The sequence below is a fragment of the Staphylococcus pseudoxylosus genome, assembly GCF_003697915.1.
Classification (GTDB): domain Bacteria; phylum Bacillota; class Bacilli; order Staphylococcales; family Staphylococcaceae; genus Staphylococcus; species Staphylococcus pseudoxylosus.
Map to the genome: position 1 here is coordinate 1 of NZ_RCVN01000021.1, position 25,585 is coordinate 25,585.

The following is a 25,585-nucleotide window of genomic DNA, read 5'->3' on the forward strand; positions in this document are numbered from 1 at the left end:
CACTATCTGGGTTATCCGGGTTTGGTTGATTATCTCCGCCGTCCCCAGTGTCTGGGTTATCCGGATTAGATTGATCATCTCCCCCGTCTCCAGTGTCTGGGTTATCCGGATTGTCAGGGATCGAAGTATTATCTCCATCATCACCATTATTCGGTTCTGCTGGGGTTTGTTGATTACCTGCACTGTCTTCAGTACTTGGCTTATCTGTGTTCGATTGATCTTGTTCAGTTAAGTTGCTATTATCTTCTTGTCTTTTAGCATTACTTAACGCATTATTGTTGGGATTTTGATTATCGGAAGTATTTTGTTTTTCTTCATTATCTTGAACTGCGTCAGCTGAATTAATGTCACTACTTTGATCTGTTTGAGCTTGGTTAAGTTCTTTATATTCCGGCATTGCACCTAAGTCGTTATCTAAGCCTAGCTTAGTTGTATCATCGCTTTGTACTGTATTCCCTGCGCTTGAACTTTCTGTATGATTTGTAGGATCAGAATGAATTGGCTTTTTATCTGATTGGTTTGTGTTTTCATTTGTTAGTTTTTCATTAAGTTGTTGTTCAGCAGCGTGAGTTTGGCTAGAAATTAATGTTGTACTTAAAGCTATAGCAAAGCTGGACATCACAAATTTATGCGAAAAATACCACTTCATAGATTCACCTCCAAAATTCATATCTTTTATATTCATATATAGTATATAAGAAAAAGACCTATTTTTCATCAAAACCAATTTATTGAAAACAAATATTAATCCTTTTGAAATTTTATGTAAACCCCTATTTACAAACTCTGATATAATTATTATACTTAATATATAAAATAAATTAATATAAAGGAGCATTCACAATGGGATTATTTAGTAAAAAAGACTCAACTTTAGAAACTTTTCAAAATGCAATAGAAACAAGACGTACTATTTATAGTTTAGATCAAGAGATTTCAATCTCTGATAGCGAAGTAGAAGCTATTATCGAGCATGCTATCAAACATGTTCCATCATCATTTAACTCACAATCTACACGTGTTGTATTACTTTTAAATGATAACCATAATAAATTCTGGGACATCACTAAACAAGAACTTAAAAATGCTATGGGCGAAGACCGTGATTTCCAAGCAACTTCTGACAAAGTAGATAACTTCAAACATTCTCATGGTACAATTCTTTACTTTGAAGACCAAGATGTGATCGAAGGATTACAAAATCAAATGCCTAACTATGCAGAAAATTTTGCCATCTGGTCTAGTCAAACAAATGCAATGCACCAATTTGCAATTTGGACAGCTTTAAGTACTGTAGGCGTTGGTGCTTCATTACAACATTACAATCCACTTGTTGATGTTGCCGTTTCTGAAGCTTTTGAAATACCTAAAACATGGAAACTTGTAGCGCAAATGCCATTCGGTAATGTACGTGATGCTGCTGGAGACAAAGAATTCCACGATATAAGCAAACGCTTTTTAGTTAGAAAATAATCACATTTACTTACTTCATTAGTATTTAATTATAAAATAAAACGAGAGGTCGAGCATATAAATGCTTCGACCTCTTCTAATATCAAATGATTTATCTCAATAAATTTAAACCAATGAAATTTATGTCTTAATTTCAATCAAAAGTAATAAGTTCAATTTTCTACATATAATTAACATGCTTATAAACTTCATTTCATTATCCAATTTAATTCTAAATAAATAACCAACAAATCGTTTTACTAGTTGCTAAAACGATTTACCATCGCAGTTTATTCTTTTTTATAGTTATTAATCTAAAACAACTACTAACTTTGAATTATCAGAATATTTTTAGTATATTGATGCTAACAATAATTTAAGGGGCGATAAAAATGAATATAGAAATTTTTCAATTTAAAATCGAACCGGCAAATGTTTCATTAAATGAAGAAAACATCGTTAATTGGTTTTCTAAATTTGTAACCCCCGAAACTGATGTCGTTGTATTACCAGAAATGTGGAATAATGGCTATGCTTTACCTCAGTTAAAAGAACTCGCTGACAATCAACTATCTCGTAGTTTTGAGTTCATATCAAAGCTTGCGATTCAATATAATGTTGATATAATTGCAGGCTCAGTTTCAAATGCTATGAAAGAAGATGTGTATAATACAGCATTTGCAGTTTCGAAAAATGGCTATTTAATCAATAGTTATGACAAAGTTCATTTAGTTCCTATGTTAGACGAGCCTGCATTCTTAACTGCTGGTAACGCTATACCAGAAACATTTAATTTAACTAATGGTATTAAAGCCACACAAATTATTTGCTATGATTTACGTTTCCCTGAATTATTACGCTATCCTGCTCGAAAAGATGCAGAAATAGCTTTTTATGTAGCACAATGGCCTCAAGCAAGAGTGAGTCATTGGATAGCACTTTTAAAAGCACGTGCTATTGAAAATGATATGTTTGTAATAGGATGTAACGCATGTGGGGACGATGGACAAACAGAATATGCGGGTCATTCTATCGTAATTAATCCAAATGGCGAAATAGTTGCGCAATTAGAAGGTAAGCCGGACCACATTTCGTGTAATATCGACTTAGATGAAGTTACTACTCAAAGGGAAAATATTCCAGTTTTCAAAAATCTTCGCCCTCATTTATATAAATAAATACCAAAATAAAAACCGTGAGCTTGGGAGGGACTCACGGTTTTTGTAACTTATTATTAAGGGAATGTTTTTTACAGTTATTTCTCTATCTATTTTTGGGGATGTTATTAATTATGAAAAAATTTAGTGAATTTACCGATTAAAATGATAAATTGAATGATGTTTACGATAGCTTACATGTTAATACTTTAAATCGCCTCTGTTATAGGCAATGTTAAAAATGATATTTGAATTGAGACTGGGAATGTTCTACGAATTCAAATTCGGGATTGCTTAATAAAATTAAGCGCGTTGTGTACCTGAAAGTATTATTTTACGAAATCACTAATCATTGCTGAGAAATGGTTTGTCACTACATCAGCCTCCTCTTGTTTGTAATCAATTAATTGAAAAACGAGAACTTAACTTGTAACTATAACAACTATACGAAGAAAGTACAGTTACAATATCAGTGTGTTAATCAGACCCCTGCTCAAAAGTCTAATCAACGTTATCATTCAAACAAAATTTTGATTAAATGATTTGTAAAATGTAATCACTTCTTTGTGATACAAGTACATTTAACCATGATTTTTTAAAATAATGTTAAAAATTCCCTAACTCGTTAGTTTTTATTCCTAAATGTAAGCATAAATATGATAAAATTAGTCAGATAAATATTTTAAACAGTTAGGAATTAAAAATATACAGTTACGCAATAAGACGCATAAAATTTAATTAAAATTGTATAATACGAGTAAGGAGAGAAAAGCCAATGAGTAAATTTATTGATACTAAAATAGACAACTTTGCTAAAAGTCTTCAATTACGCAACAATTTAGATCATATAGAATATTTAAAGATGCGTCTAGGCATGCAAGTTGTATTAAGTAATCTTTTTAAAACAATTGTTATTTACGGTATTTCTATCCTTTGTCATATGTTTTTATACACACTAACTGTTCATTTATCGTTTTTTATAATTAGACATTTTGCTCATGGGGCACATGCTAAAAATTCTTTAGCTTGTTATATAGAAAGTCTATTTTATTTTATTTTATTACCTTGGATAATTGGGTATATACAAGTGTCGTCGTTAATAATGTATCCTTTAGCTATTATAGGTTTAGCCTTAATAATTTTATTTGCACCATCTATTACTAAAAAACAACCTATACCCGAGCGACTTAAAAAAGGTAAAAAAACCAAAGCAATATGTGTCACATTAATGTTGTTATTAATTTCTCTCTTTTTAAATGAACCATATCAACAATTAGTGTTATTAGGTATTATTATTATTTCTATATTACAATTACCAATATTTTTCCCTAAGGAGGATTATTAATTATGAATATTTTTGCAGCAATCTTAACATTTTTCTCTAAGTTTTTTTCTCTAGTAGGAGCAATTTCAAGTGTCAATCCTTGTGCTGGTTATGTTGATGAACCTGAAATTCCTAAAGAATTAACAAATCTTTACGAATAATAGTTACTTAGAAAGTGTGTATAATATGTCAGTTTTATATTCATTATTTGTCTCAATTTTACAAGCAGTACTTTTATTTTATAATATGAAGCTTATAAGTAGAATTCATTTTTCAAAAAGGGATTATATTTCAATCATTGGGATAATAGTCCCTTCTACTTTTTTATTTTTCGTTATTTCTTCTGAAGCAATAGTTCTTTTATTTGTTTTAAGTATATTGTTTATGTATTATAAAAAGAAATTTATGGGTGTAGTTACAGCACTAATTTGTTTTTTCATCTTATATATGGCAAATTTCACAAGTTTATGGTTAAGCAGTTTAATTTCAGATACAGTAATTATCAAAAATAATTATGTACTTTTTTTAGCTATTTCATTCACTGTTTTCTCATTTATTTATGCTTATATAGCTAAATTTTTTATTACACGATTATCATTTTCCGACTTATCTTTAAACAAAATATATTTGGCTTTAGTTAATTTGTTCTTACTAACTATTCTTGGTCTAATTTATATTTATTTACCAAATCGAAATGTATCATTTGGTGACGCTAAATTTATTTCTGTTATGTATGCAGTCGTTATCATAACCACTGCTATTCTTATCATTACCATTTCTTTTAGCATTATTCGCCAAATTCAATATAAGCGAAATATGCAGGAAATCGAAAATTATTATAAATATACGCTTCAGATTGAAAAAATCAATCATGAAATGCGTAAATTCAGACATGATTATGTGAATATCCTTTCTACCCTCTCTGACTTTATCAGAGAAGAAGATATGGAAGGTCTAAGAGATTACTTTCATTCTGAAATATTACCTATGCAAGATAGTATGCAAATGAATGCAATTAAAATCAATGGTATTGAAAACATGCATGTTCGCGAAATTAAAGGTTTGTTAACTACTAAAATACTTCAAGCCCAAGAAAAAAATATTCGCATTAGCATTGAGGTCCCAGAACCAATTGAAAAAATTGATATGCCTATTATAAATTTAAGTAGAGTAATCGGTATATTACTTGATAATGCAATTGAAGCTTCTGAAAAAATCACTGAAGAACCACTTATTCGTATCGCTTTTATTAAAAATGAAGACACATCCGTTACATTTATCGTTATGAATAAGTGTGAACCAGATATGCCAAAAGTACATACTCTTTTCCAAGAAAACTTTTCTACTAAAGGAAAAAACCGTGGACTTGGATTATCCACATTAAAAGAATTGACTGATTCAACAACAAATGTTTTATTAGATACAACTATTGATAACAACTACTTTATTCAAAAAGTGGAAATCTTAAATTCTGATTCATAAGGATGTGTTACTATGAAAATATTCATTTGTGAAGATGATGAAAGACAACGTGAACATATGGTCTCAATTATAAATAACTATATTATGATTGAAGAAAAACCAATGGAAATTGAAGTTGCAACAGCTGATCCTTATGACATTTTAGAACGCTCAAAGAACATTAATGATATAGGATGTTACTTTTTAGACATTCAACTAGAAGCTGACATCAATGGTATCAAGCTTGCAAGTGAAATACGCAAGCATGATCCGGTTGGCAATATCATTTTTGTTACAAGTCATAGTGAACTGACATACTTAACATTTGTCTACAAGGTTGCAGCAATGGATTTCATTTTCAAAGATGATCCAGACGAATTAAAATCAAGAGTGATTGATTGCTTAGAAACATCTGAATCACGATTAAAACTACTTTCAAAAGAAAGTAGTGTTGAAACAATAGAATTAAAACGAGGTAGTAATTCTATTTATGTACAATATGACGATGTGATGTTCTTTGAATCATCTAGCAAATCCCATCGTTTAATTGCACATCTCGATAATCGTCAAATCGAATTCTATGGAAACCTAAAAGAAATTGATCAGTTAGATCAACGTTTCTTTAGATGTCATAATAGTTTCGTAGTTAATAGACACAATATCGAATCCATCGACTCAAAATCACGCGTAGTTTATTTTAAAAACAATGAACATTGTTATGCGTCTGTAAGAAATGTTAAAAAGATATAATACATAAAAAGCTGAGCATGTATTAATTACATGCTCAGCTTTTTATTGCTTTATTCACTTCTGCTAAAGTTGGAATACTTGATATCGCTCCGTATTTCGTAGTAACCATTGCCGCTACATAATTACTAAATTCAAGTATGCGTTCTCCTTCACTTTTCAATACTGTTAGCACGTCTACACTATCAGAAATTAATAGTCTGCTAATTAAAGCACCTATAAATGCATCACCTGCACCTGTAGTATCAATGGCTTTAACTTTAAATCCTTGTTGAGAAATTTCAGTTCCATCTTTAAAATATATGACTGCACCATCAGCGCCTTTAGTATAAATTACTGCATTAACATTTCCTTGGAACAACCACTCTATAGCCTGTTTTTCGTCTGTAATTCCAGTTACAAATTCCAATTCTTCATCAGATATTTTGACGATATGTGCTAAGGGAATAAATTCATGGATTGCTGATTTACAATCCGTTTCATTTTTCCATAATGGCAACCTCACATTAGGATCAAATACAATTGTACCACCTGCATTTGTCACTTTTTCAATCAATTCTTGATGTGCATACTTCATAGGACTTTCCACTAAATCAACTGAACAGAAATGCAACATATCATTTTCAGTTACATCGATGTTACTTACTGCATCTGTATTGTACAACATGTCAGCAGATGGTTTCCTATAAAATGAAAAGTCTCTTTCACCCTCTTTATTTAAACTCACGAATGCTAAGGCGGTATTGGCTTCATCAGTAAGACTTACATATTGAGTACCTACACCTATGTTTGCTAACGTTTCTACAATTAAATCACCAAATGCATCTTGCCCTAATTGGGTGATCATTTCAGCATTGCCACCTAGTTTTGTTGCTGTACAAGCCACATTACATGGTGCTCCTCCGACTTGTCGACTAAACTTTTCTACATCTTTTAATTTAGAATCTGTAGTATTCGGTATAAAATCAATTAATGCCTCTCCAATTGCTAGTAGACGTTTCATATAGTGTCACCTTTCAAATCATATTTTGTAAATTTTAGATAGGCTTGGCCTGATTCAGTAGATGTTTTAATGCCTGTTGCATTTTCATCTGTAAATATTCTTGTCGTCATCACACGCTCACCATCATTACAGAAAATTTCAACACTAGAAGTATCTACAAATAACTGTAGTTTGGATAACGGTGTATCTAAATAAGTGCTTCTCGTTGTACCTTCAACAGGTTCTGGTAATTGACCACTTTCACTGCGGTCTAATGTTAATTTCTGTTCCCTCTTATTATACGTAATTAGTGTCGATTCAGTCTTAGATGTTCTTACTTCAAAGTAAACTTCTGTCGCCTCATTTTCCAAAATATCGATGATTAATTCAAACTGTTTGCCTTCATACGGATGCAATTGTCTAGTGAATTTATTAGCATAACCTAGTGCAGTTTCTTCATTTGTGCGCAGTTTTTCAAGCGCTTTTAATGGACGTTGCTTTAAATTACCTGACTCAATTGTCAATACACGTGGGATAGTTAAACAATGCGCCCAACCATCTGCATCTGAAGGATAGTTGATTTCTGGTAAACCCATCCACCCAATTAATATGCGTTGACCATTTTCATCTAAGAATGTCTGAGGAGCATAAAAATCAAAACCATAATCTAATTCATGAAAATCACCATGGTTCATAGTTAAATTGTTAATATCATACTGTCCCATAATATAACCAGATTGATAAATATTATTAAAGCGTTCCCCTTCTGAGTCTATACCTTGAGGGCAAAACAGTAACATGTCATAGCCGTTTAAATTAAAATAATCTGGGCACTCCCACATATAACCAAAATCATCTAGATTCGTTTGTATCTCCCCTTGAAATTCCCAGTTTACGATATCTGTTGAACGATATTGCAGAATTCTCCCCTGTTTTTTAATATTTTGTGCAGCTATCATTGCGTAATAAACTCCATCTTGAACATGTACCTTTGGATCTCTAAAATGTTGAGTATAGCCAAACGGTGGTTCTGATATCACTGCTTTAGGAAATTTATTTACCGAACCATCCTTAGCCATTTTTGCTATATGTTGTGTAGAGATTCTATTCCAATCACTATCACGATGGTTTGCTGTATACATATAATATAAATGATCATGATATTCAAATGCACTGCCACTATATACACCATGACTATCGTCTTTCGTATCAGGTTTAATCGTTGGACCAATTGCCTCAAAATCCACAAGGTCCTTACTTTGATATGTATACCAATATTTCAATCCATGTACAGGTCCTAAAGGAAACCATTGATGAGATACATAATAATTCCCTTTGAAATAGATAAGTCCATTAGGATCATTTAACAATCCTATTTGGGGTTGTATATGAAAAGTTTGTCTATATTCTGACTGTTTAACTTGTTCAGTTAATGATTCAATCGTTTGTTGATCAACATCTTCATATTTTTGATAACGTTGTTCTTTTGTCCACTCCGTCATGGTGCGTGTCCTCCTATTTTAAAAATAATCTCATTTAAATGGTACCGGTTCCATAATATACTTTTTCATCATACCATTTTTCTTTTAATTTTTAAATGATTGTTCAACATCAATAATAATACGTTGTTCAATTTCTTGATGTTGTATCATCTGATTTAATTTGTCCATAGCTACACTACCTGCGTATTCAAAATTGTAATTTATGGTATTGATAGAGGGTGACACAATATCAGTTACTGGATCTCCACCAAACCCTACAATATACTTTTCATGCTTATGTGGCGTGTGCTCTGAATTATATTTATGTATGGCTAAGGCAATTGAATCTGTAGCACCAACAATTGCGTCATAATGAGGGTATGCTTGTAATGCCTCTACAACATCGATCATCGCCTCTTGATAATTAAATGATGTAAGTGAAATATGAGGTTGTATGTCATGTACTTCTAAACCCGCAATGAGACCTTCTTTACGTTGAACACCTACAGCAATATCACTTTCTGTCACACCAAAGAATTTAATATCGTTATAACCTTTTTGACCTAACATATCACCAACTAAATATCCAGCTTGATAATCATTATGAATGATGCAATGTAAATCATCATGTGCTTGACCAACAATAATCACAGGAACATTTATTTTATTTATAACTTCTAAATGTTTGTCTGTGATTTCTGTTGCCATGAAGACAATACCATCTACCTTACTTCTATAAAATGTTTCAAGGGCATCAATTTCTAATTGAGTATTAAGATTTGTATAATTTAGAAGCAAACTATAATTCAATTGATCACAGATTGTTTTGACACCTTTAATTGTTTCATCGACAGCAAAAGAGTTCATTCTAGGTATAATTGCCCCTATCATATTAGTTCTACGCGCACGTAAACTTTGTGCAAATTGATTAGGCTGATAGTCATTTTCTCGAATAATTTTATCTAATCTTTGTTTAGTTTTTAAACTTACTGAACCATTATTTAAATATCTCGACACTGTACTTTTTGAAACCCCAGCAATCTTAGCTATATCAGCAATGTTCTTCATATTTTCTCACTCTCATTAATTAACTATTATAAACAATACTTATTTTATCATAATGCAACCGCTTTAAATACTATTTAAATCTACGTTTATAGAAAGGTTAAAACTTACTATTATTATCTCTATATAAGTAACATATAAGTTAAGTTTTCAATATGATATAGTTGTGGAAATAACAACTTTAGGAGAGATATGTCATGGATAAAGGGAAACTGTACACCTTTATAACATTAAGTATTTGCATAATAGTGATTGTTATTTGTTTACCATTTTTTCAGCTTTTCTTCCTATAATCATATTAATTATTACCTTTATCTTTAAAGCTAAAGGCAATCATAATGATAAAGATTAACAGGGTTATTGATTATATACTTGTTTAATGGAGGGAAAACATGACAAGAACTGTAAAGTTAAATCTATTAAATTTATTTTTACTTATTGTTTTAATACTAGCGTTAACTACTAATATCTTTGAAGCTTTTTCTATTTATTTGGTCATGATACTTCCAATAATAATGTTAATAATTGGAATCTATGTATTAATCACAAATATTAACAAACAAAATTCTGATTAAAAAATAAATAAATAAAAATGGTCGAACTCAAAGCATAGCTAGGAATTCGACCATTTTTATTTTAATTATTATGTTGTCTAATTGACTAAGTGCAGTTCACTTACAGTGTCAGTGTCAATCTCAACCCCAACTCTTAATTAAGCTTTTTGAATTGTGATTGTCCATGATGCATCATCTAACTGTTCATAATTTGTAACTGGATAGCCTTGCTCAGCTGCCCAATTTGGTAATGCTTCAGTTGCTTGTGTACAATCAAAATCTATTTTTAATTCATCACCATTATCTAACGTGTTCATTTTCTTTTGTGCTTCTATTAACGGGAATGGACAAACCATTCCAACTGTACCTAACTCGTGTACCATAATTTGTGCCTCCTATAATAATTATATTGTTTGCGTTTGTGACGTTACAGCTTCATTAGAAGTTTGCTTCTGCGCTTTTTTCATAGGTCTGATAAATACAAAATAACTCATTGTCCAAGCTCCTAAGATCATTGAAGCAAGTGCAATCCAACCCTTCCATGACATCGTAGCTGTTTCTACTAGTCCATTACCGATTGAACAACCACCTGCTACTGAAGCACCAAATCCCATAAACACGCCACCAATAATACTGTTACGAATCGTTTTTTTATCTGGTAATCTCCATTTAAACTCTCTTGCACCTTTAGCTGCAATATAAGACCCTAGGAATATTCCAAGAACTAAGAAAACACCCCAGTCTAATAATTTCAAATCACCAGTTACAAAGAACTGTACCAGATTAGCGGATGGTGTTGTAATACCTAGCCCATACATTCTTCCTGTAGACTCACTTACTGGCCATGCAATTAATGCGATGAGTCCTACAGCAATTGCAGCCACAAATGGATGGTATTTCTTTTCAAATAAATAATGACGCATACCTGTGAATTTCTGTTTTAATTTAGGAACAGCAAATTTAGGTTTCGGTTTGCGTAATGTTTTGACTACGAAAAATACTGTAATAGCTGTAAGTAATGCTACCCATATCCATGTCGGTATCCCTGTAGTTTGTGACATACTCGTATTAACATTTGTAGGCTTATTTAAACCATCCATGAATGGTAACAATAAACCATATTTCGTAGCTGCAGAAGTAAATGCATAGGCGATGAGTGCCACCCAACTCCCTATTAAACCTTCACCTGCTCTATACCATGTACCGGTTGCACATCCACCAGCTAATATAATACCTAAACCAAATATAAATGAACCTATTACCGTTCCAATAATAGGATAAGTTGACTCAGGTATTTGTACTAAACCAGTTGAAGTCAAAATGAGCAATCCTATACTTTGAACTGTAATTGCTATAAGTAATGCATAAAACATTTTGTTACTCTTTTGAATATACATATCTCTAAATCCACCAGCTAAACAAAACCGTGTTCTTTGCATAACAAAGCCTAAAAGACTTCCCACAATAATGCCGCTGATTATTAACCAAGTCATATTAATAACCTCTTTCCCGATAAAATCAATAAGATTAATAATATTAGAAATCATATAAAATTTCAACCTTGCAACTCACAAATTTTTAACTTTCTGCTAACTTATATAGTAACAATATTCGAAATTCAAATTAAACATACATAAAAAAATAGTTTTTTATAAACACAGCACACTGAGTGTATAACTGTATCTATAAAAAACTAACTAATTATTTTTTATTTATTGCTATAATTTTTCATAAAAAATAATAAAGACTGTAATTCAATACCTAAATCAATATGATGTACTTGAACGTCTGATGGCGTTAGTACACGACTTGGTGTAAAGTTAAGTATCCCTTTAACACCTGAATCTACTAATACGTCAGCTACGTTTTGAGCCGCTTCTTCAGGCGTAGTCAATATCACTACATCTATATCTTCTTGTGATAATATTTCCTTTATTTTATCAAATGAACTTACTGTCACTTTACCTATTTGTGTCCCAATAACCTCTTCACGAATATCGAATGCTTCAGTTATAGTCATTTCATCATGTATTGAAAAGTTATATGTTAATAATGCTTTACCTAAGTTCCCTACACCTACAATTGCAATTTTAATCTCGTCATTTTCGCTAATTTCATTTTTAAAAAAATGTAATAAGCTATCAATATTATAGCCATAGCCTTTCTTGCCTAACTCGCCAAAATAAGAAAAATCTCTTCGAATCGTTGCAGAATCAATATTTAAGCCTTCACTGATGGCTTTAGAATTAACTCTATCAATGCCTTTAGATTTTAATGTATTGACGAATCTATAATATAACGGTAAACGTTTCAATGTGGCACGAGGAATCTTTTCGCTTTGATTAGCCAAGATCATTTCCCCCTAATTCATTATCTGTTATTCATTAATCTTATAATCACTACAACATTATACATGACTGAATAATAAAAATAAACAATGATAGTTTTAACAACACGCTGAATACTGTAGAATGATAATGAATAGAGAGGTGCAAAATCAGATGATATTATTACAACTCAATGATTTAACTAAATCATTCGACGGCGAAGACATTTTTAATAATGTGGATTTTGAAGTTAAAACTGGTGAACGCATTGGTATTGTAGGTCGTAATGGCGCCGGAAAATCTACATTAATGAAAATAATTGCTGGTGTTGAAGATTATGATAGTGGTCATATTTCTAAGAGTAAAAATTTAAAACTTGGTTATTTAACACAGCAAATGACATTAAATACAGATCAAACTGTGTTTGAAGAAATGTCTAAGCCGTTTGAAGCAATGAAAAATTTAGAACAAGAAATGAAATTGGAAACAGATTGGTTAGCGCAACATGCGGATGAGTATGATACTGAGACATATAAATCTCATATCGATCGCTATGAAGCATTATCCAATCAATTTGAACAACAAGATGGCTATCAATATGAAAGCAAAATTAAAACAGTCTTACACGGACTGAATTTTAGTGAAGCGGATTTCGACCGACCTATCAATGACTTTAGCGGCGGCCAAAAAACAAGATTATCTTTGGCACAAATGTTATTAAGCGAGCCTGATTTATTACTTTTGGACGAACCCACCAACCATTTAGACATGGAAACGACCCAATGGTTAGAAAGTTATTTAAATTACTTTAAAGGTGCCATTGTAATTATTAGTCATGATAGATACTTCTTAGATAAAATTGTGACTCAAATTTATGATGTTGCACTCGGTGATGTCCAACATTATGTAGGTAATTATGCCCAGTTTATTGATCAAAGAGATAAATATTATGAAAAACGTATGCAAGAATATGAGAATCAACAAGCTGAAATTAAACGATTAGAGACTTTTGTCGATAAAAATATTGCTCGCGCTTCTACTACAGGTATGGCTAAGAGCCGTAGGAAAATGTTAGAAAAGATTGAACGCATTAATAAACCTATGATTGATGCTAAAAGTGCCAACATTCAATTTGAATTTGATCGTAATACTGGTAATGATGTCTTCCATATAAAAAATTTAGAAATTGGCTATGCGTCTCCAATTACTAAAGGCATTACTTTTGAAGTAACAAAAGGAGATCATATTGCAATTATCGGCCCTAATGGTATTGGGAAATCAACTTTAATAAAAACCATTGCCAATATACAAAATCCTTTAAATGGGACAATCACTACCGGTGCCAACTTAAAAATTGGTTATTATGATCAAAAACAAGCCGAATTCAAATCAAATAAAACAATACTTGATTACTTATGGGACCAATACCCTACTATGAATGAAAAAGACATTCGTGCTGTTTTAGGTCGTTTTCTATTTGTACAAGAAGACGTTAAAAAAATAATTAACGATCTATCGGGTGGCGAGAAAGCACGTTTACAGCTTGCCTTATTGATGCTTGAGCGAAACAATGTACTCATTTTAGATGAACCTACAAACCATTTAGATATAGATTCAAAAGAAATGTTAGAACAAGCTTTAGCAAACTTTAAAGGCACAATCCTATTTGTATCTCATGATCGTTATTTTATTAATGAATTAGCCAATAAAGTTTACGATTTAGATTTTGATGGTGGCACAATGTATCTAGGGAATTATCAATATTATATTGAAAAAACTGAAGAAAAAGCAGCATTAAAAGCAAAAGAAGAATTAGAAAATCCAACAGTAAATGATACGGTTATCAAACAAAATGACTCATATGTTGATCAAAAACAACAAAAGCGTGAACAACGTCAAATCGAACGTCAAATTGAAACATGTGAATTAAATATCGAAACCTATGAAGAAGAAATAAATAACATTAATCATCAACTTACTTTGCCAGACGTATACTCTGATCCTGAAAAAGCAAACGCCTTAGCAATTTCAAAATCAGAAATCGAACAAAAACTAGAACAAGTCATGGCTGAATGGGCAGAATTACAAGAAAAGTTAATATGAATCCTAATTCAAAACAAAAGTTAAAGTAGAATTTTCTACTTTAACTTTTTTTCTTATCTTGAAATATACAATAACTATTCACATTCTTCTCCCTATAACAAAGGCTATCCACAAAGTTATCCTAGTTATCCACAAGTAAAAAGCAATCTTTTTTTGCGTATAAAATTCAGATAATAACTTATATCCACATACTTTACCCAAACTTATCCACAGTTTGTGCACTATTTGTTGATAAGTACGCATGTTCTCTATTGACATCAGCTTATTCTTTCTTATGTAAGCTATTATCTCAATTTGTGAAATTTTAGCGATAATGTCATAATTATCTCATAGTTATTTACATATTAATAAAGGGAGTAATACAACATGCCAACAATTTTTTGGTTCTTCATAGCTTTTCTTTTATTGGGTACTGCATTGATGATTATCTCACCCATTGTCGCCAACAAAAAACTTATGCACGATATCAAACCTTTATGGGTCAATAAACGCCCTTTGGAAAACTTCATTAGACCGAACCATACTTATCGTTATCAATTTGATACATATAAACACAAATTTAACAACGCAACATTGATTGATGAAAAAACGTGGTCAGATTTAAACCTTGATAGCGTATTTCATAATATGAATTTTAACTTTACAGCTATTGGTGAAATGAGACTTTTTGCAACTTTAAAAAATATGTTTCAAGTAACAGACGCCAAACTTCTTTATAATTTTACAACTAACATAGATTTCAGAAATGAAATCTCACTCTATTTAGCGCAAATTGGAAAAGCAATTTACCCCACTTTTCCAGATCAAATCTCATCGATTAAGCGCAATAACTTTTTTATGCTTTGTACATATTTACCATTAATGTTTATAATTCTATCCATTTTTACACCTATTATTGGCATAACTTTAACTATTTTTTCCGCAATTTTTAATATGATGTTAAGCGGATTCCTAAAAAAGACCTATGAACAAGATTTAAATTCAATGTTCTACACATCAACCGTTATTAAAAAAGCGTACGCCATCCAACAACACGAACTTGTACCTAATATAGATGTTGACTTTAAACATTTTATTACTGCACGCAAATTTAGTGGCTTGTTAGGCCGTGTGAACTCAAACGACGAAACATCTGTGTTTTCGTTATTATTCAAATTAATCTTTATGATGGATTATCATCTGTTTCATTTAATTCAAAACAGTTTTAAAAAGTATGAAGATGAAGTAATGGCGTGCTATGAATACATCGCTCATATCGATAATCATTACGCCGTGGCTTTGTGGAGAGAAACGCTAGATCATTATACAGTTCCTCAGGTTATAGAAAAAGATGTTATTCATTTTAAACAATTAACACATCCATTGATTAATGATGCAGTTCCAAATGATTTAGCAATAGACAATCACATTTTATTAACTGGTTCAAACGCATCGGGTAAGTCCACATTTATGAAAGCTGTTGCACTAAACATCGTATTGTCACAAACAGTTAACACTGCTACAGCTAAAGCATTTAATTATAAGCCCGGTATGGTTTATACCTCAATGGTAAACCAAGATGATATCTTAACAGGTGATAGTTATTTCATGACTGAAATCAAATCTATTAAACGCCTATTTGATATCACTACAACTGAAAAAGTTTATTGTTTTATTGATGAAATTTTTAAAGGTACAAATACAACTGAGCGTATTGCTGCATCAGAGTCTGTCCTAAGTTATCTTGATCAACTTGAAGGCTATACTGTTATTGCTGCTACGCATGACATTGAACTTTCTTCTTTATTAGACAATATATATTCAAACTATCATTTTAACGAGTCTATCACTGAGGATAATATTTCTTTTGACTTTAAGATTAAACAAGGTAAAGCTGATACCCGAAATGCGATAGAATTACTTAGGATTATGTCATTTCCAAAGAAAATTTATAATCGAGCAAAGTCAACAGCAAACCATAATACTTAATTAAAAATTGTTTTTTGCGTTTCATTTGATATTGCTTATAACTACAAATAGAGAGGATGGATACATAATCCACCCTCTCTATTTGTATAACTTAGACCTAACTTATTATAAAATTTCGATCTTAAATTCATGATTTATTCCGCATTAACCATCCACGTAACACCAAATGGATCATTAAACATACCGTAGAAATCTGACCATTCTGTTTTACCTAATGGCATCGTCACTTCACATCCTGCTGCTACTGCTTTATCAAAGAAGGCTTTTGCTGTTTCTTTTTCCGCTTCATTCGAACCATCAAATGTAAATGTAACAATCGCGCCGCTATTATCTATTTTCTTGTTCTTCCACGTGTCACTACAATAGAATGTTTCGCCAAGTATATTAAAAGAGGCATTCATTGTAAAATCTGCATCCACTTGATATTCTTCAGGCATATTGGCGAACATTTCATGGTCTCCACCTACACGTTGTATATCCGTTGCACCAAAATGTTCTTCATAAAAATTTAACGCGGCCAAACTATTTTGAAAATTAAAATATTGAACTGCTTTCATTATTAACTTCCTCCTTGTGGTGTTAAACATCAACACATATTAAAACAATTATTTAAATCTCTATAAACTACCTATACCCATATTCTGTTGTTATAAAGTTTAGAATTTTAATTTTTTCACCACGACCTTAAATAGTTCAAAACTTAAAGAACAGCAATCAATTTATCTAACATCCATAAGTCTGATAAACACAAAAAAGCCCAAGACATTTATTGATATCCAGGGCTTTTTTGAAAGTAATTACCTAATATTAAGTTCGTAATTCTCACTAATTATTTAACTGTAAATGCTTCAATATCTAAACTGTTAACACCATTCAATGTCATATCTGCTGTAACACCAGCATTATATAAATAGTGAGCCGCTGCCCCAATCATAGCAGCATTATCTGTACATAGTTTAGGGCTTGGTATTGAGAGAGTGATATTATGACTTTCACAAGCTTCAGCTAATGCAGATCTTAAACCTTTATTACTCGCTACACCACCTGCAACTATAAGTTGGTTTACATTATAAGCTTCACATGCTGATATAGATTTACCAACTAATACTTCAACAACGCTATTTTGGAAACTTGTGGCAACGTCCGCTTCGTTAATTTGTTCACCTTTTTGTCGAACGTTATGAAGTTTGTTTATTACTGCACTTTTTAATCCACTAAAACTAAAATCATAACTATCTTTGTCTAACCAGACCCTTGGAAAATCATAACTATCTTGGCCTTGAGTTGCTAATTTATCAACTTGTGGTCCACCTGGATAACTAAGTCCAATGGTTCTAGCTACTTTGTCATATGCTTCACCTACAGCATCATCTCTAGTTTCACCAATAACCTCAAAGTTCAAATGATCTTTCATATAAATCAATTCTGTATGTCCACCCGAAACGATTAAAGACATGACTGGAAACTGGAGTGGCTTTTCTAAATGATTCGCGTATATATGACCTGCTATATGATGGACTGGAATTAATGGTTTGTCATATGCAAATGCTAATGCTTTCGCGGCATTTATACCGACTAGTAACGCACCTATTAAGCCAGGACCTTGCGTGACTGCTACGGCATCAATCTGCAGCATGGTTACATCAGCAGTGTTTAACGCTTCATCAATAGTAGTTGTGATACCTTCAACATGATGCCTACTCGCTACTTCTGGTACGACGCCCCCAAATCTTTTATGGCTTTCAATCTGACTTAGGACGATATTACTTAGTATATCTGTTCCATTTTTAATAACACTGACACTTGTTTCATCACAACTGGATTCAATTGCTAATATTATTGTTGTCTCATTCATTTAAATTCACCCACATAACTATTGCATCCTCACCTTCACCATAATAATTTTTTCGCTTACCACCATATTGAAAGCCTAAGTTTGTATAAACATGTTGTGCAATTTCATTATCCACACGCACTTCTAAACTCATTACATCACATTTAGTTTGGACATAACTCATTGCATATTTGAGTAATAATTGTCCAAGCCCGTAACCTCTATATGACTCATCAATAGCAACCGTAGTTATTTGTGCTTGATCTATAACAATCCAAACACCTATATAGCCAATTATTTTTTCGTTAAATTCTATAATGAAGTAATGTGCAAATTCATTTTTTTCTACTTCATGATAAAATGCATCAATTGACCAACTGCTATCATTAAAACTATTTCTTTCTATATCAAATACTTGAGGGACATCTCCCAAATCCATTAATCGAATATTTAACTCTTGTTCTGTTGGTTTAACCAATTTCTTTCAGCCTCGGATACTTTAATATAGTTTGGTTTAAATTGATGTACATCAGTTGGTTGATCTATGAGTGCTTGCATATACTTGGCTTGTGGTAAATTTGGAATACAAGTGCTATCTAATAGGGCTTCTAACTTTTCGCTATCTACGCCAATAAATTTATATGGTTCAGCTAGCTCGTGTAATATATCTAACAGGCGCTTAATTGTAATATATTGGTCTTCAATAATTTGCTTTAGTTGTCCATTTTCGTTTTTATAAACGCCTGTATAAACAGCTTCACGTCGCGCATCAAATATAGGTACAATTAAACCTGATTCTTCAGGTGCTGTTGCAGCAAGTGCCTTCAGTGAAGATACACCGTATAGTTCTGCATTTAATGCATAGGCTAACGTTTTCGCTACAGTAACTCCAATTCTCAGACCAGTATACGAGCCTGGTCCTTCTGCTACAATAATGGCATCTATATCATCCTTTGATATTTGACTGTCAGTAATCACTTTGGAAATAGCTGGCATCAATTGTACCGAATGGTTTGTTTTCTCGTTAGTATTTATCTCGTTTAACACTTTATCATCTTGTGTTATGGCAACGGATAAGGGTTGATTGGATGTGTCAATTAGCAGATAGTTCACGTTCAACATCCTCCTTAATTCTATGATAATGCTTTCCTTTAGCATCTATAGTTATCGTGCGCTCAGTAGTATGCTCCGTTTGGATATTAATAGATAAATAATGATCAGGTAAAAATTCTGCTATAAATTGACTCCATTCAATCAGAATTACGGCATCATCTTCAAAATATTCTTCAAATCCTAAATCTTCTTCTGAATCTTCTAATCTATAACAATCCATATGATGTAATTTTAAATCTGTACCTTGATATGACTTTATTATATTAAATGTTGGAGAGTTAATGTTTCGCTGTACGCCTAAAGCTTTTCCGATAAATTGGCTTAAAGTTGTCTTTCCAGCTCCTAGGTCTCCATTTAGTAAAATTAAGTCCCCGGCAGATAGATATTTTGTTAACACATCACCAAAATGTGACATGTCATTGATATTATTAATTTTTATCATTGTCCTCTCCTTTCACTTCCAAATTCATTTGGATGAGTAACACTTATGCTTTGGCAGTCACTGTTATACAATAAACTTTGTAAAGCTTAAACAAAAATTTTGCGTCTATACATGCTTATAACTTTTTATCTACATAAAATTAACTATTATAGTTTAACAAATTTTTTCCAATATTACTTCAAAGTGAAACAAGTTCTTACTAAATTAGAATAGTTTGAATTGATAGAAAATTACAAAAAGTTGTTGACATCGCCAATATGATGTAGTAAATTTAATTTATCAAATTTTTAGACATTTCAAATAAATCAAAAAAATAAACCATTCTATCGAGAGGAGTATAATAAAATGACCAAACATACAATGCAATATCAACCAACAACTTCAAATATTTTAGTCATTTTATTATGCTCATAGGACTGGAACTTTAGTAAAGAAACTACTAAACGTTTAAGTCCTTATTCTAGTTGAATGGGACTTAAAAGCGTCCCAATTATTTATTGGGACGCTTTTTTATTTTCAATTTTATGGGGGAATTAGATATGAGAAGCGATATGATCAAAAAAGGAGATCAGCAAGCTCCAGCAAGAAGTCTTTTGCACGCTACTGGTGCATTAGAAAAACCAACAGATATGAACAAGCCCTTCGTGGCAATTTGTAATTCGTATATCGATATTGTCCCAGGACATGTACATTTGAGAGAATTAGCAGATATTGCCAAAGAAGCAATTCGTGAAGCAGGCGCAATTCCCTTTGAATTTGACACAATCGGCGTAGATGATGGTATCGCAATGGGCCATATTGGAATGAGATATTCCCTACCCTCTAGAGAAATCATCGCTGACGCTGCAGAAACTGTAATTAATGCACACTGGTTTGATGGCGTATTTTACATTCCAAACTGCGACAAAATAACACCTGGCATGTTATTAGCTGCAGTAAGAACAAATGTCCCAGCAATCTTTTGCTCGGGTGGCCCTATGAAAGCAGGATTATCTTCTGAAGGAAAAGCCTTAACCTTATCATCAATGTTTGAAGCAGTAGGTGCTTTTAAAGATGGTTCAATTTCAAAAGAAGAATTCTTAGATATGGAACAAAATGCATGCCCTACTTGTGGTTCATGTTCTGGAATGTTCACAGCCAATTCAATGAACTGTTTAATGGAAGTATTAGGACTTTCCCTTCCGTACAATGGTACAGCATTAGCAGTAAGTGAACAGCGCAGAGAAATGATTAGAGAAGCAGCATTTAAATTAGTAGATAACATTAAAAACGATTTAAAACCAAAAGATATCGTAACACGAGAAGCAATTGATGACGCATTCGCATTAGACATGGCGATGGGTGGTTCAACAAATACTGTATTACACACACTTGCAATTGCTAACGAAGCGGGTATTGATTATGATTTAACACGAATCAATGAAATTGCCAAAAAGACACCTTATCTTTCAAAAATTGCACCTAGCTCTTCATATTCAATGCATGATGTACACGAAGCTGGTGGTGTTCCTGCAATCATCAATGAGTTGTTCAAAAAAGAAGGTACACTTCATCCAGACAGAATAACAGCTACAGGCAAAACATTACGAGAAAATAATGAAGACAAAGCAATTTTAAACAGCGATGTTATTAGGCATCTTGATAACCCTTATGATAAGCAAGGTGGATTATCCATTTTATACGGTAACATAGCGCCAAAAGGTGCAGTTATAAAAGTTGGTGGCGTTGACCCATCTATTAAAGTATTTAAAGGTAAAGCAATTTGTTTTGATTCACACGATGAAGCAGTTGAAGCCATTGATAATCATATTGTTCGTGAAGGCCATGTAGTCGTCATTAGATATGAAGGTCCTAAAGGTGGTCCTGGAATGCCAGAAATGTTGGCCCCTACTTCCTCAATTGTAGGCAGAGGATTAGGTAAGGATGTAGCTTTAATAACAGATGGCCGTTTCTCAGGTGCAACACGAGGTATCGCAGTAGGTCATGTATCTCCAGAAGCCGCTTCAGGTGGCCCAATTGGTCTCATCAAAGATGGTGATGAAATTACAATTGATTTAACAAATAGAACCTTAGACGTTGAAGTAGCAACTGAAACATTAGAAGCTAGAAAACAAGATTTAAAACCATTTAAAGCAAAAGTAAAAACAGGTTATCTTGCACGTTACACTGCTTTAGTAACAAGCGCTAATACAGGTGGCATCATGCAAGTACCAGAAAATCTAATTTAAGGAGTGAGCACTATGTCTAGACAAACTGAAACGCTTGAACAAGAAATGTCAGAAAATTTCGATTATTTAGAAGCCGCTGAAACTGTTGAACCTGAAGTTGAATTAGAACAAGAAACAATAGATGAAATGAAATCTGGTTCAGAATTGCTCGTTGAAACTCTTGCGAACGAAAAAGTAGATTTTATATTTGGATACCCTGGTGGCGCGGTTCTTCCGCTTTATGACACTTTTTACGAAGGTAAAATCAAGCATATTCTAGCAAGACATGAACAAGGTGCTACTCATGCAGCAGAAGGTTATGCACGTGTATCAGGCAATACTGGTGTAGTTGTTGTAACGAGTGGTCCAGGGGCAACAAATGCTATCACTGGTATCGCTGATGCTTATAGTGATTCGTTACCTTTGGTAGTAATCACTGGCCAAGTAGCAACACCAGGCATAGGTAAAGATGCCTTCCAAGAAGCAGATTTACTTTCTATGACAACGCCAATAACAAAACATAACTACCAAGTAAAAAATGTTAATGATATTCCGAAAATAATCCATGAAGCTTTCTATATCGCTAATAGTGGTAGAAAAGGCCCAGTGGTTATCGATTTCCCTAAAGATATGGGTATTTTATCTACTAACGCTCAAATTACAAACGAAATAGAATTACCAGGTTATACAGTACCAAATCAACCAGCAAAGGAAGATATACAAAAGCTTCGTGATTATTTAAAAAGCGCTAAAAAACCCGTTGTTCTTTCTGGTGCAGGCATTAACCATGCAAAAGCAAATGATGTATTTACTGAATTTATAAATAGACATCAATTACCAGTAGTTAGTACATTACTTGGGCTTGGTGCAATACCATATGAAAACCCCTATTTCTTAGGTATGGGCGGTATGCATGGATCATACGCCAGTAATATGGCATTAACTGAATGTGATTTACTCATCAACTTTGGTAGCCGTTTTGATGACCGTTTAGCTAGTAATCCAGATGAATTTGCGCCAAACGCTAAGATTGTTCACGTAGACATCGACCCATCAGAAATTAATAAAATAATCAAAGTAGATTTGGGCATTGTTGCAGATTGTAAAGCTACATTAGAAGCGCTATTAGATTTTGATAGCTATTCAATTAAACACGAAACATGGTTAGCAACTTGTAATGAAAACAAAGTAAATCAACCTTTTGCCTATCAAGAAGATGAGCAAGGTGTTTTCTCCAAGCCACAACGCACAATTGAGTATATAGGCGAAATCACAAATGGAGATGCAATCGTAACAACCGATGTGGGCCAACATCAAATGTGGGTTGCTCAGTACTACCCATTCAAAGACCACGGACAACTTGTAACAAGTGGTGGTTTAGGAACAATGGGATTTGGTATCCCTGCTGCTATTGGAGCAAAACTTGCAGAACCTGATAAAACAGTTATTTGCTTCGTAGGTGATGGTGGTTTCCAAATGACTAACCAAGAAATGGCAATTTTAGAAGAATATAACCTTGATATAAAAATTGTAATTGTTAATAACGGAACGCTAGGTATGGTTAAACAATGGCAAGATAAGTTTTTCAATAAACGTTTCTCACATTCAGTATTTAATGGTCAACCAGACTTTTTAAAAATCGCTGAAGCATATAATGTCAAAGGATATATCGTTGATGATCCTGCACAATTAGAACAACAAATTGATGCGGCTTTCCAACATGATGGACCAGCACTAATCGACGTTCGTATTTCACCAATCGAACCAGTAACTCCTATGGTACCAAGTGGTAAAGCCAACCATGAGATGGAGGGACTATTATGAGAAGGACATTTAGAACTAAGGTAAGAGATAAAGCTGGTACATTAAATAGATTAACGAGTATTTTTGTCCGTAGACAATTTAACATCGTTACACTCTCTGCGACACCTACATTAGAGGAAGGTATATCTGATATAACGTTTGTAGCAGAAGTACCAGATACAGATGTATTACGTAATTTATTACAACAACTTGAAAAGCAAATTAACATCATAGACGTTGAAGATATTACCGAAACCAATACTTACAATAGAGAATTGGTATTGGTGAAATTACAAAAACCAATAAATCAACAAGACTTACAAAAAGTAATCAAACCTTATGATGCGCTAGTCTCTATATTGAAAAATGAAGATGAGTATACTTACCTTCAAGCTTCAGGTCCACAATATACGATGGATAATTTATTAGATGATCTATCATCATATCAAATTGAACAAGTTTCAAGAACTGGTTCAGCAGCTTTAGTATAGTTTTGAAACAACAATAACTAAATTTTTAAAAACATGGAGGATTTTATTATGACAACAGTTTATTATGACCAATCAGTAACGAAAGACGCTTTACAAGGTAAAAAAGTAGCAGTCTTAGGCTATGGATCTCAAGGACATGCCCACGCTCAAAATTTAAAAGACAACGGTTATGACGTAATTATCGGTATCAGACATGGACGTTCTTTTGATAAAGCAAAAGATGACGGCTTCGAAGTATATCCTGTAAATGAAGCAGCAAAACAAGCTGATGTTATCATGGTACTTTTACCAGATGAAATCCAAGGACAAGTATATAAAGAAGAAGTTGCACCTAATTTAGATCCTAATAATGCATTAGTATTCGCTCATGGATTTAATATTCATTTCGGTGTCATCCAACCACCAGAAGACGTTGATGTATTCTTAGTTGCACCAAAAGGACCAGGACATTTAGTGCGTCGTACATTCGCTGAAGGTAGCGCAGTCCCTGCCCTATTCGCCGTTGAACAAGATGCTAGTGGTGAAGCTACTGATTTAGCATTAAGCTATGCAAAAGGTATCGGTGCTACACGTGCTGGTGTATTAGAAACATCATTTAAAGAAGAAACTGAAACTGATTTATTTGGTGAACAAGCCGTTTTATGTGGTGGTACTACTAAATTAATTCAATCTGGTTTCGAAACATTAGTTGAAGCGGGTTATCAACCTGAAATTGCATACTTCGAAGTGTTACATGAAATGAAACTTATCGTTGATTTAATGTATGAAGGCGGAATGGAAAACATGCGCTATTCAATTTCTAATACAGCAGAATTTGGCGATTATGTTTCTGGCCCACGTGTTATCACACCAGATGTAAAAGACAATATGAAAGCTGTACTAGAAGATATTCAAAAAGGAAACTTCAGTGATCGCTTTATTAAAGATAATGAAAATAACTTTGAAGAATTCCATAAATTACGCGAAGAGCAACATGGACATCAAATCGAAGCAGTTGGTAGAGATCTTCGTGAAATGATGCCATTCATTAAATCTAAAAGTATTGAAAAATAAATAGACACTAAATTTATTATC

General features: G+C 32.7%; 23 protein-coding genes and 1 pseudogene. 12 read left to right on the forward strand and 12 right to left on the reverse strand.

The features are described from left to right. Positions 1 to 649: pseudogene (locus D9V42_RS13585) on the reverse strand (hypothetical protein); the annotation flags it as partial. A 194-nt stretch (positions 650 to 843) separates the two neighbouring features. Here D9V42_RS13585 and D9V42_RS13590 point away from each other — a divergent pair. The 6 genes from D9V42_RS13590 to agrA all read left to right on the forward strand — a co-directional run bounded on the left by D9V42_RS13590 (position 844) and on the right by agrA (position 6,144). Next, the gene (locus D9V42_RS13590) at positions 844 to 1,473 is read left to right on the forward strand and encodes a nitroreductase family protein (RefSeq protein ID WP_107556361.1); all 630 of its coding nucleotides are present in this window, start codon (positions 844 to 846) and stop codon (positions 1,471 to 1,473) included. Between the two features lie 371 nt (positions 1,474 to 1,844). Next, the gene (locus D9V42_RS13595; RefSeq protein ID WP_122065392.1) at positions 1,845 to 2,630 is read left to right on the forward strand and encodes a carbon-nitrogen family hydrolase; all 786 of its coding nucleotides are present in this window, start codon (positions 1,845 to 1,847) and stop codon (positions 2,628 to 2,630) included. A 754-nt stretch (positions 2,631 to 3,384) separates the two neighbouring features. Then, positions 3,385 to 3,954, forward strand: a complete 570-nt coding sequence (locus D9V42_RS13600) for an accessory gene regulator AgrB (protein ID WP_122065394.1) — start codon at positions 3,385 to 3,387, stop codon at positions 3,952 to 3,954. A 2-nt stretch (positions 3,955 to 3,956) separates the two neighbouring features. Continuing rightward, positions 3,957 to 4,094 carry a cyclic lactone autoinducer peptide AgrD gene (gene agrD / locus D9V42_RS13605; RefSeq protein WP_122065396.1) on the forward strand — a complete coding sequence of 46 codons (138 nt, stop codon included), beginning with the start codon at positions 3,957 to 3,959 and terminating at the stop codon, positions 4,092 to 4,094. Between the two features lie 25 nt (positions 4,095 to 4,119). Next, entirely contained in the window at positions 4,120 to 5,415 is a 1,296-nt protein-coding gene (gene agrC / locus D9V42_RS13610; protein ID WP_122065398.1) for a quorum-sensing sensor histidine kinase AgrC, read from the forward strand. Between the two features lie 12 nt (positions 5,416 to 5,427). After that, complete coding sequence (gene agrA, locus D9V42_RS13615; protein ID WP_107555349.1) at positions 5,428 to 6,144, forward strand: quorum-sensing response regulator AgrA; 717 nt, start codon at positions 5,428 to 5,430, stop codon at positions 6,142 to 6,144. A gap of 34 nt (positions 6,145 to 6,178) precedes the next feature. On the opposite strand, the gene D9V42_RS13620 is transcribed toward agrA, so the two are convergent. From D9V42_RS13620 to D9V42_RS13650, 6 genes are all read right to left on the reverse strand, one after another. Beyond that, positions 6,179 to 7,144 (reverse strand): carbohydrate kinase family protein, encoded by a 966-nt coding sequence (locus tag D9V42_RS13620; protein WP_122065400.1) that lies wholly within the window; start codon positions 7,142 to 7,144, stop codon positions 6,179 to 6,181. After that, complete coding sequence (locus tag D9V42_RS13625; protein WP_107555351.1) at positions 7,141 to 8,625, reverse strand: sucrose-6-phosphate hydrolase; 1,485 nt, start codon at positions 8,623 to 8,625, stop codon at positions 7,141 to 7,143. The genes D9V42_RS13620 and D9V42_RS13625 overlap by 4 nt, the downstream gene beginning before the upstream one ends. An 84-nt stretch (positions 8,626 to 8,709) precedes the next feature. Next, positions 8,710 to 9,672: a LacI family DNA-binding transcriptional regulator gene (locus D9V42_RS13630; RefSeq protein ID WP_122065402.1), complete on the reverse strand. Its 963-nt coding sequence runs from the start codon at positions 9,670 to 9,672 to the stop codon at positions 8,710 to 8,712. 709 nt (positions 9,673 to 10,381) lie between these two features. Next, complete coding sequence (locus D9V42_RS13640; RefSeq protein ID WP_017723427.1) at positions 10,382 to 10,606, reverse strand: sulfurtransferase TusA family protein; 225 nt, start codon at positions 10,604 to 10,606, stop codon at positions 10,382 to 10,384. A 21-nt stretch (positions 10,607 to 10,627) separates the two neighbouring features. Beyond that, positions 10,628 to 11,716: a YeeE/YedE family protein gene (locus tag D9V42_RS13645; protein WP_107555354.1), complete on the reverse strand. Its 1,089-nt coding sequence runs from the start codon at positions 11,714 to 11,716 to the stop codon at positions 10,628 to 10,630. 215 nt (positions 11,717 to 11,931) lie between these two features. Further along, positions 11,932 to 12,579: a redox-sensing transcriptional repressor Rex gene (locus D9V42_RS13650; RefSeq protein WP_167456113.1), complete on the reverse strand. Its 648-nt coding sequence runs from the start codon at positions 12,577 to 12,579 to the stop codon at positions 11,932 to 11,934. A 145-nt stretch (positions 12,580 to 12,724) separates the two neighbouring features. On the opposite strand from D9V42_RS13650, the gene D9V42_RS13655 reads away from it, so the two are divergent. Continuing rightward, positions 12,725 to 14,653 carry an ABC-F family ATP-binding cassette domain-containing protein gene (locus D9V42_RS13655; RefSeq protein WP_122065404.1) on the forward strand — a complete coding sequence of 643 codons (1,929 nt, stop codon included), beginning with the start codon at positions 12,725 to 12,727 and terminating at the stop codon, positions 14,651 to 14,653. 366 nt (positions 14,654 to 15,019) lie between these two features. Further along, positions 15,020 to 16,621 carry a MutS-related protein gene (locus tag D9V42_RS13665; RefSeq protein ID WP_122065408.1) on the forward strand — a complete coding sequence of 534 codons (1,602 nt, stop codon included), beginning with the start codon at positions 15,020 to 15,022 and terminating at the stop codon, positions 16,619 to 16,621. A 134-nt stretch (positions 16,622 to 16,755) separates the two neighbouring features. Here D9V42_RS13665 and D9V42_RS13670 read toward each other — a convergent pair whose 3' ends face one another. From D9V42_RS13670 to tsaE, 5 genes are all read right to left on the reverse strand, one after another. Beyond that, complete coding sequence (locus D9V42_RS13670; protein WP_017723422.1) at positions 16,756 to 17,178, reverse strand: VOC family protein; 423 nt, start codon at positions 17,176 to 17,178, stop codon at positions 16,756 to 16,758. Positions 17,179 to 17,450: 272 nt separating this feature from the next. Beyond that, on the reverse strand, positions 17,451 to 18,476 hold the full coding sequence (tsaD, locus tag D9V42_RS13675) for a tRNA (adenosine(37)-N6)-threonylcarbamoyltransferase complex transferase subunit TsaD (protein ID WP_122065410.1): 1,026 nt from the start codon (positions 18,474 to 18,476) through the stop codon (positions 17,451 to 17,453). Then, positions 18,469 to 18,933 (reverse strand): ribosomal protein S18-alanine N-acetyltransferase, encoded by a 465-nt coding sequence (gene rimI, locus D9V42_RS13680; protein ID WP_107555360.1) that lies wholly within the window; start codon positions 18,931 to 18,933, stop codon positions 18,469 to 18,471. The genes tsaD and rimI overlap by 8 nt, the downstream gene beginning before the upstream one ends. Next, positions 18,906 to 19,568 carry a tRNA (adenosine(37)-N6)-threonylcarbamoyltransferase complex dimerization subunit type 1 TsaB gene (gene tsaB / locus D9V42_RS13685; protein WP_107555361.1) on the reverse strand — a complete coding sequence of 221 codons (663 nt, stop codon included), beginning with the start codon at positions 19,566 to 19,568 and terminating at the stop codon, positions 18,906 to 18,908. Before tsaB ends, rimI begins: the two co-directional genes overlap by 28 nt. Then, positions 19,549 to 20,010 carry a tRNA (adenosine(37)-N6)-threonylcarbamoyltransferase complex ATPase subunit type 1 TsaE gene (gene tsaE / locus D9V42_RS13690; RefSeq protein WP_107555362.1) on the reverse strand — a complete coding sequence of 154 codons (462 nt, stop codon included), beginning with the start codon at positions 20,008 to 20,010 and terminating at the stop codon, positions 19,549 to 19,551. Before tsaE ends, tsaB begins: the two co-directional genes overlap by 20 nt. A gap of 539 nt (positions 20,011 to 20,549) precedes the next feature. On the opposite strand from tsaE, the gene ilvD reads away from it, so the two are divergent. From ilvD to ilvC, 4 genes are read left to right on the forward strand one after another with little or no spacing between them, the layout of a single operon-like run. Then, positions 20,550 to 22,238 carry a dihydroxy-acid dehydratase gene (gene ilvD / locus D9V42_RS13695; protein WP_107555363.1) on the forward strand — a complete coding sequence of 563 codons (1,689 nt, stop codon included), beginning with the start codon at positions 20,550 to 20,552 and terminating at the stop codon, positions 22,236 to 22,238. 12 nt (positions 22,239 to 22,250) lie between these two features. Next, positions 22,251 to 24,041, forward strand: coding sequence for a biosynthetic-type acetolactate synthase large subunit (gene ilvB / locus D9V42_RS13700; protein WP_122065412.1), 1,791 nt, complete (start codon positions 22,251 to 22,253; stop codon positions 24,039 to 24,041). Beyond that, complete coding sequence (gene ilvN, locus D9V42_RS13705) at positions 24,038 to 24,511, forward strand: acetolactate synthase small subunit (RefSeq protein WP_039069582.1); 474 nt, start codon at positions 24,038 to 24,040, stop codon at positions 24,509 to 24,511. Before ilvB ends, ilvN begins: the two co-directional genes overlap by 4 nt. A gap of 48 nt (positions 24,512 to 24,559) precedes the next feature. Beyond that, positions 24,560 to 25,564: a ketol-acid reductoisomerase gene (gene ilvC / locus D9V42_RS13710; protein WP_122065414.1), complete on the forward strand. Its 1,005-nt coding sequence runs from the start codon at positions 24,560 to 24,562 to the stop codon at positions 25,562 to 25,564. The last annotated feature ends 21 nt before the right edge of the window (positions 25,565 to 25,585 follow it).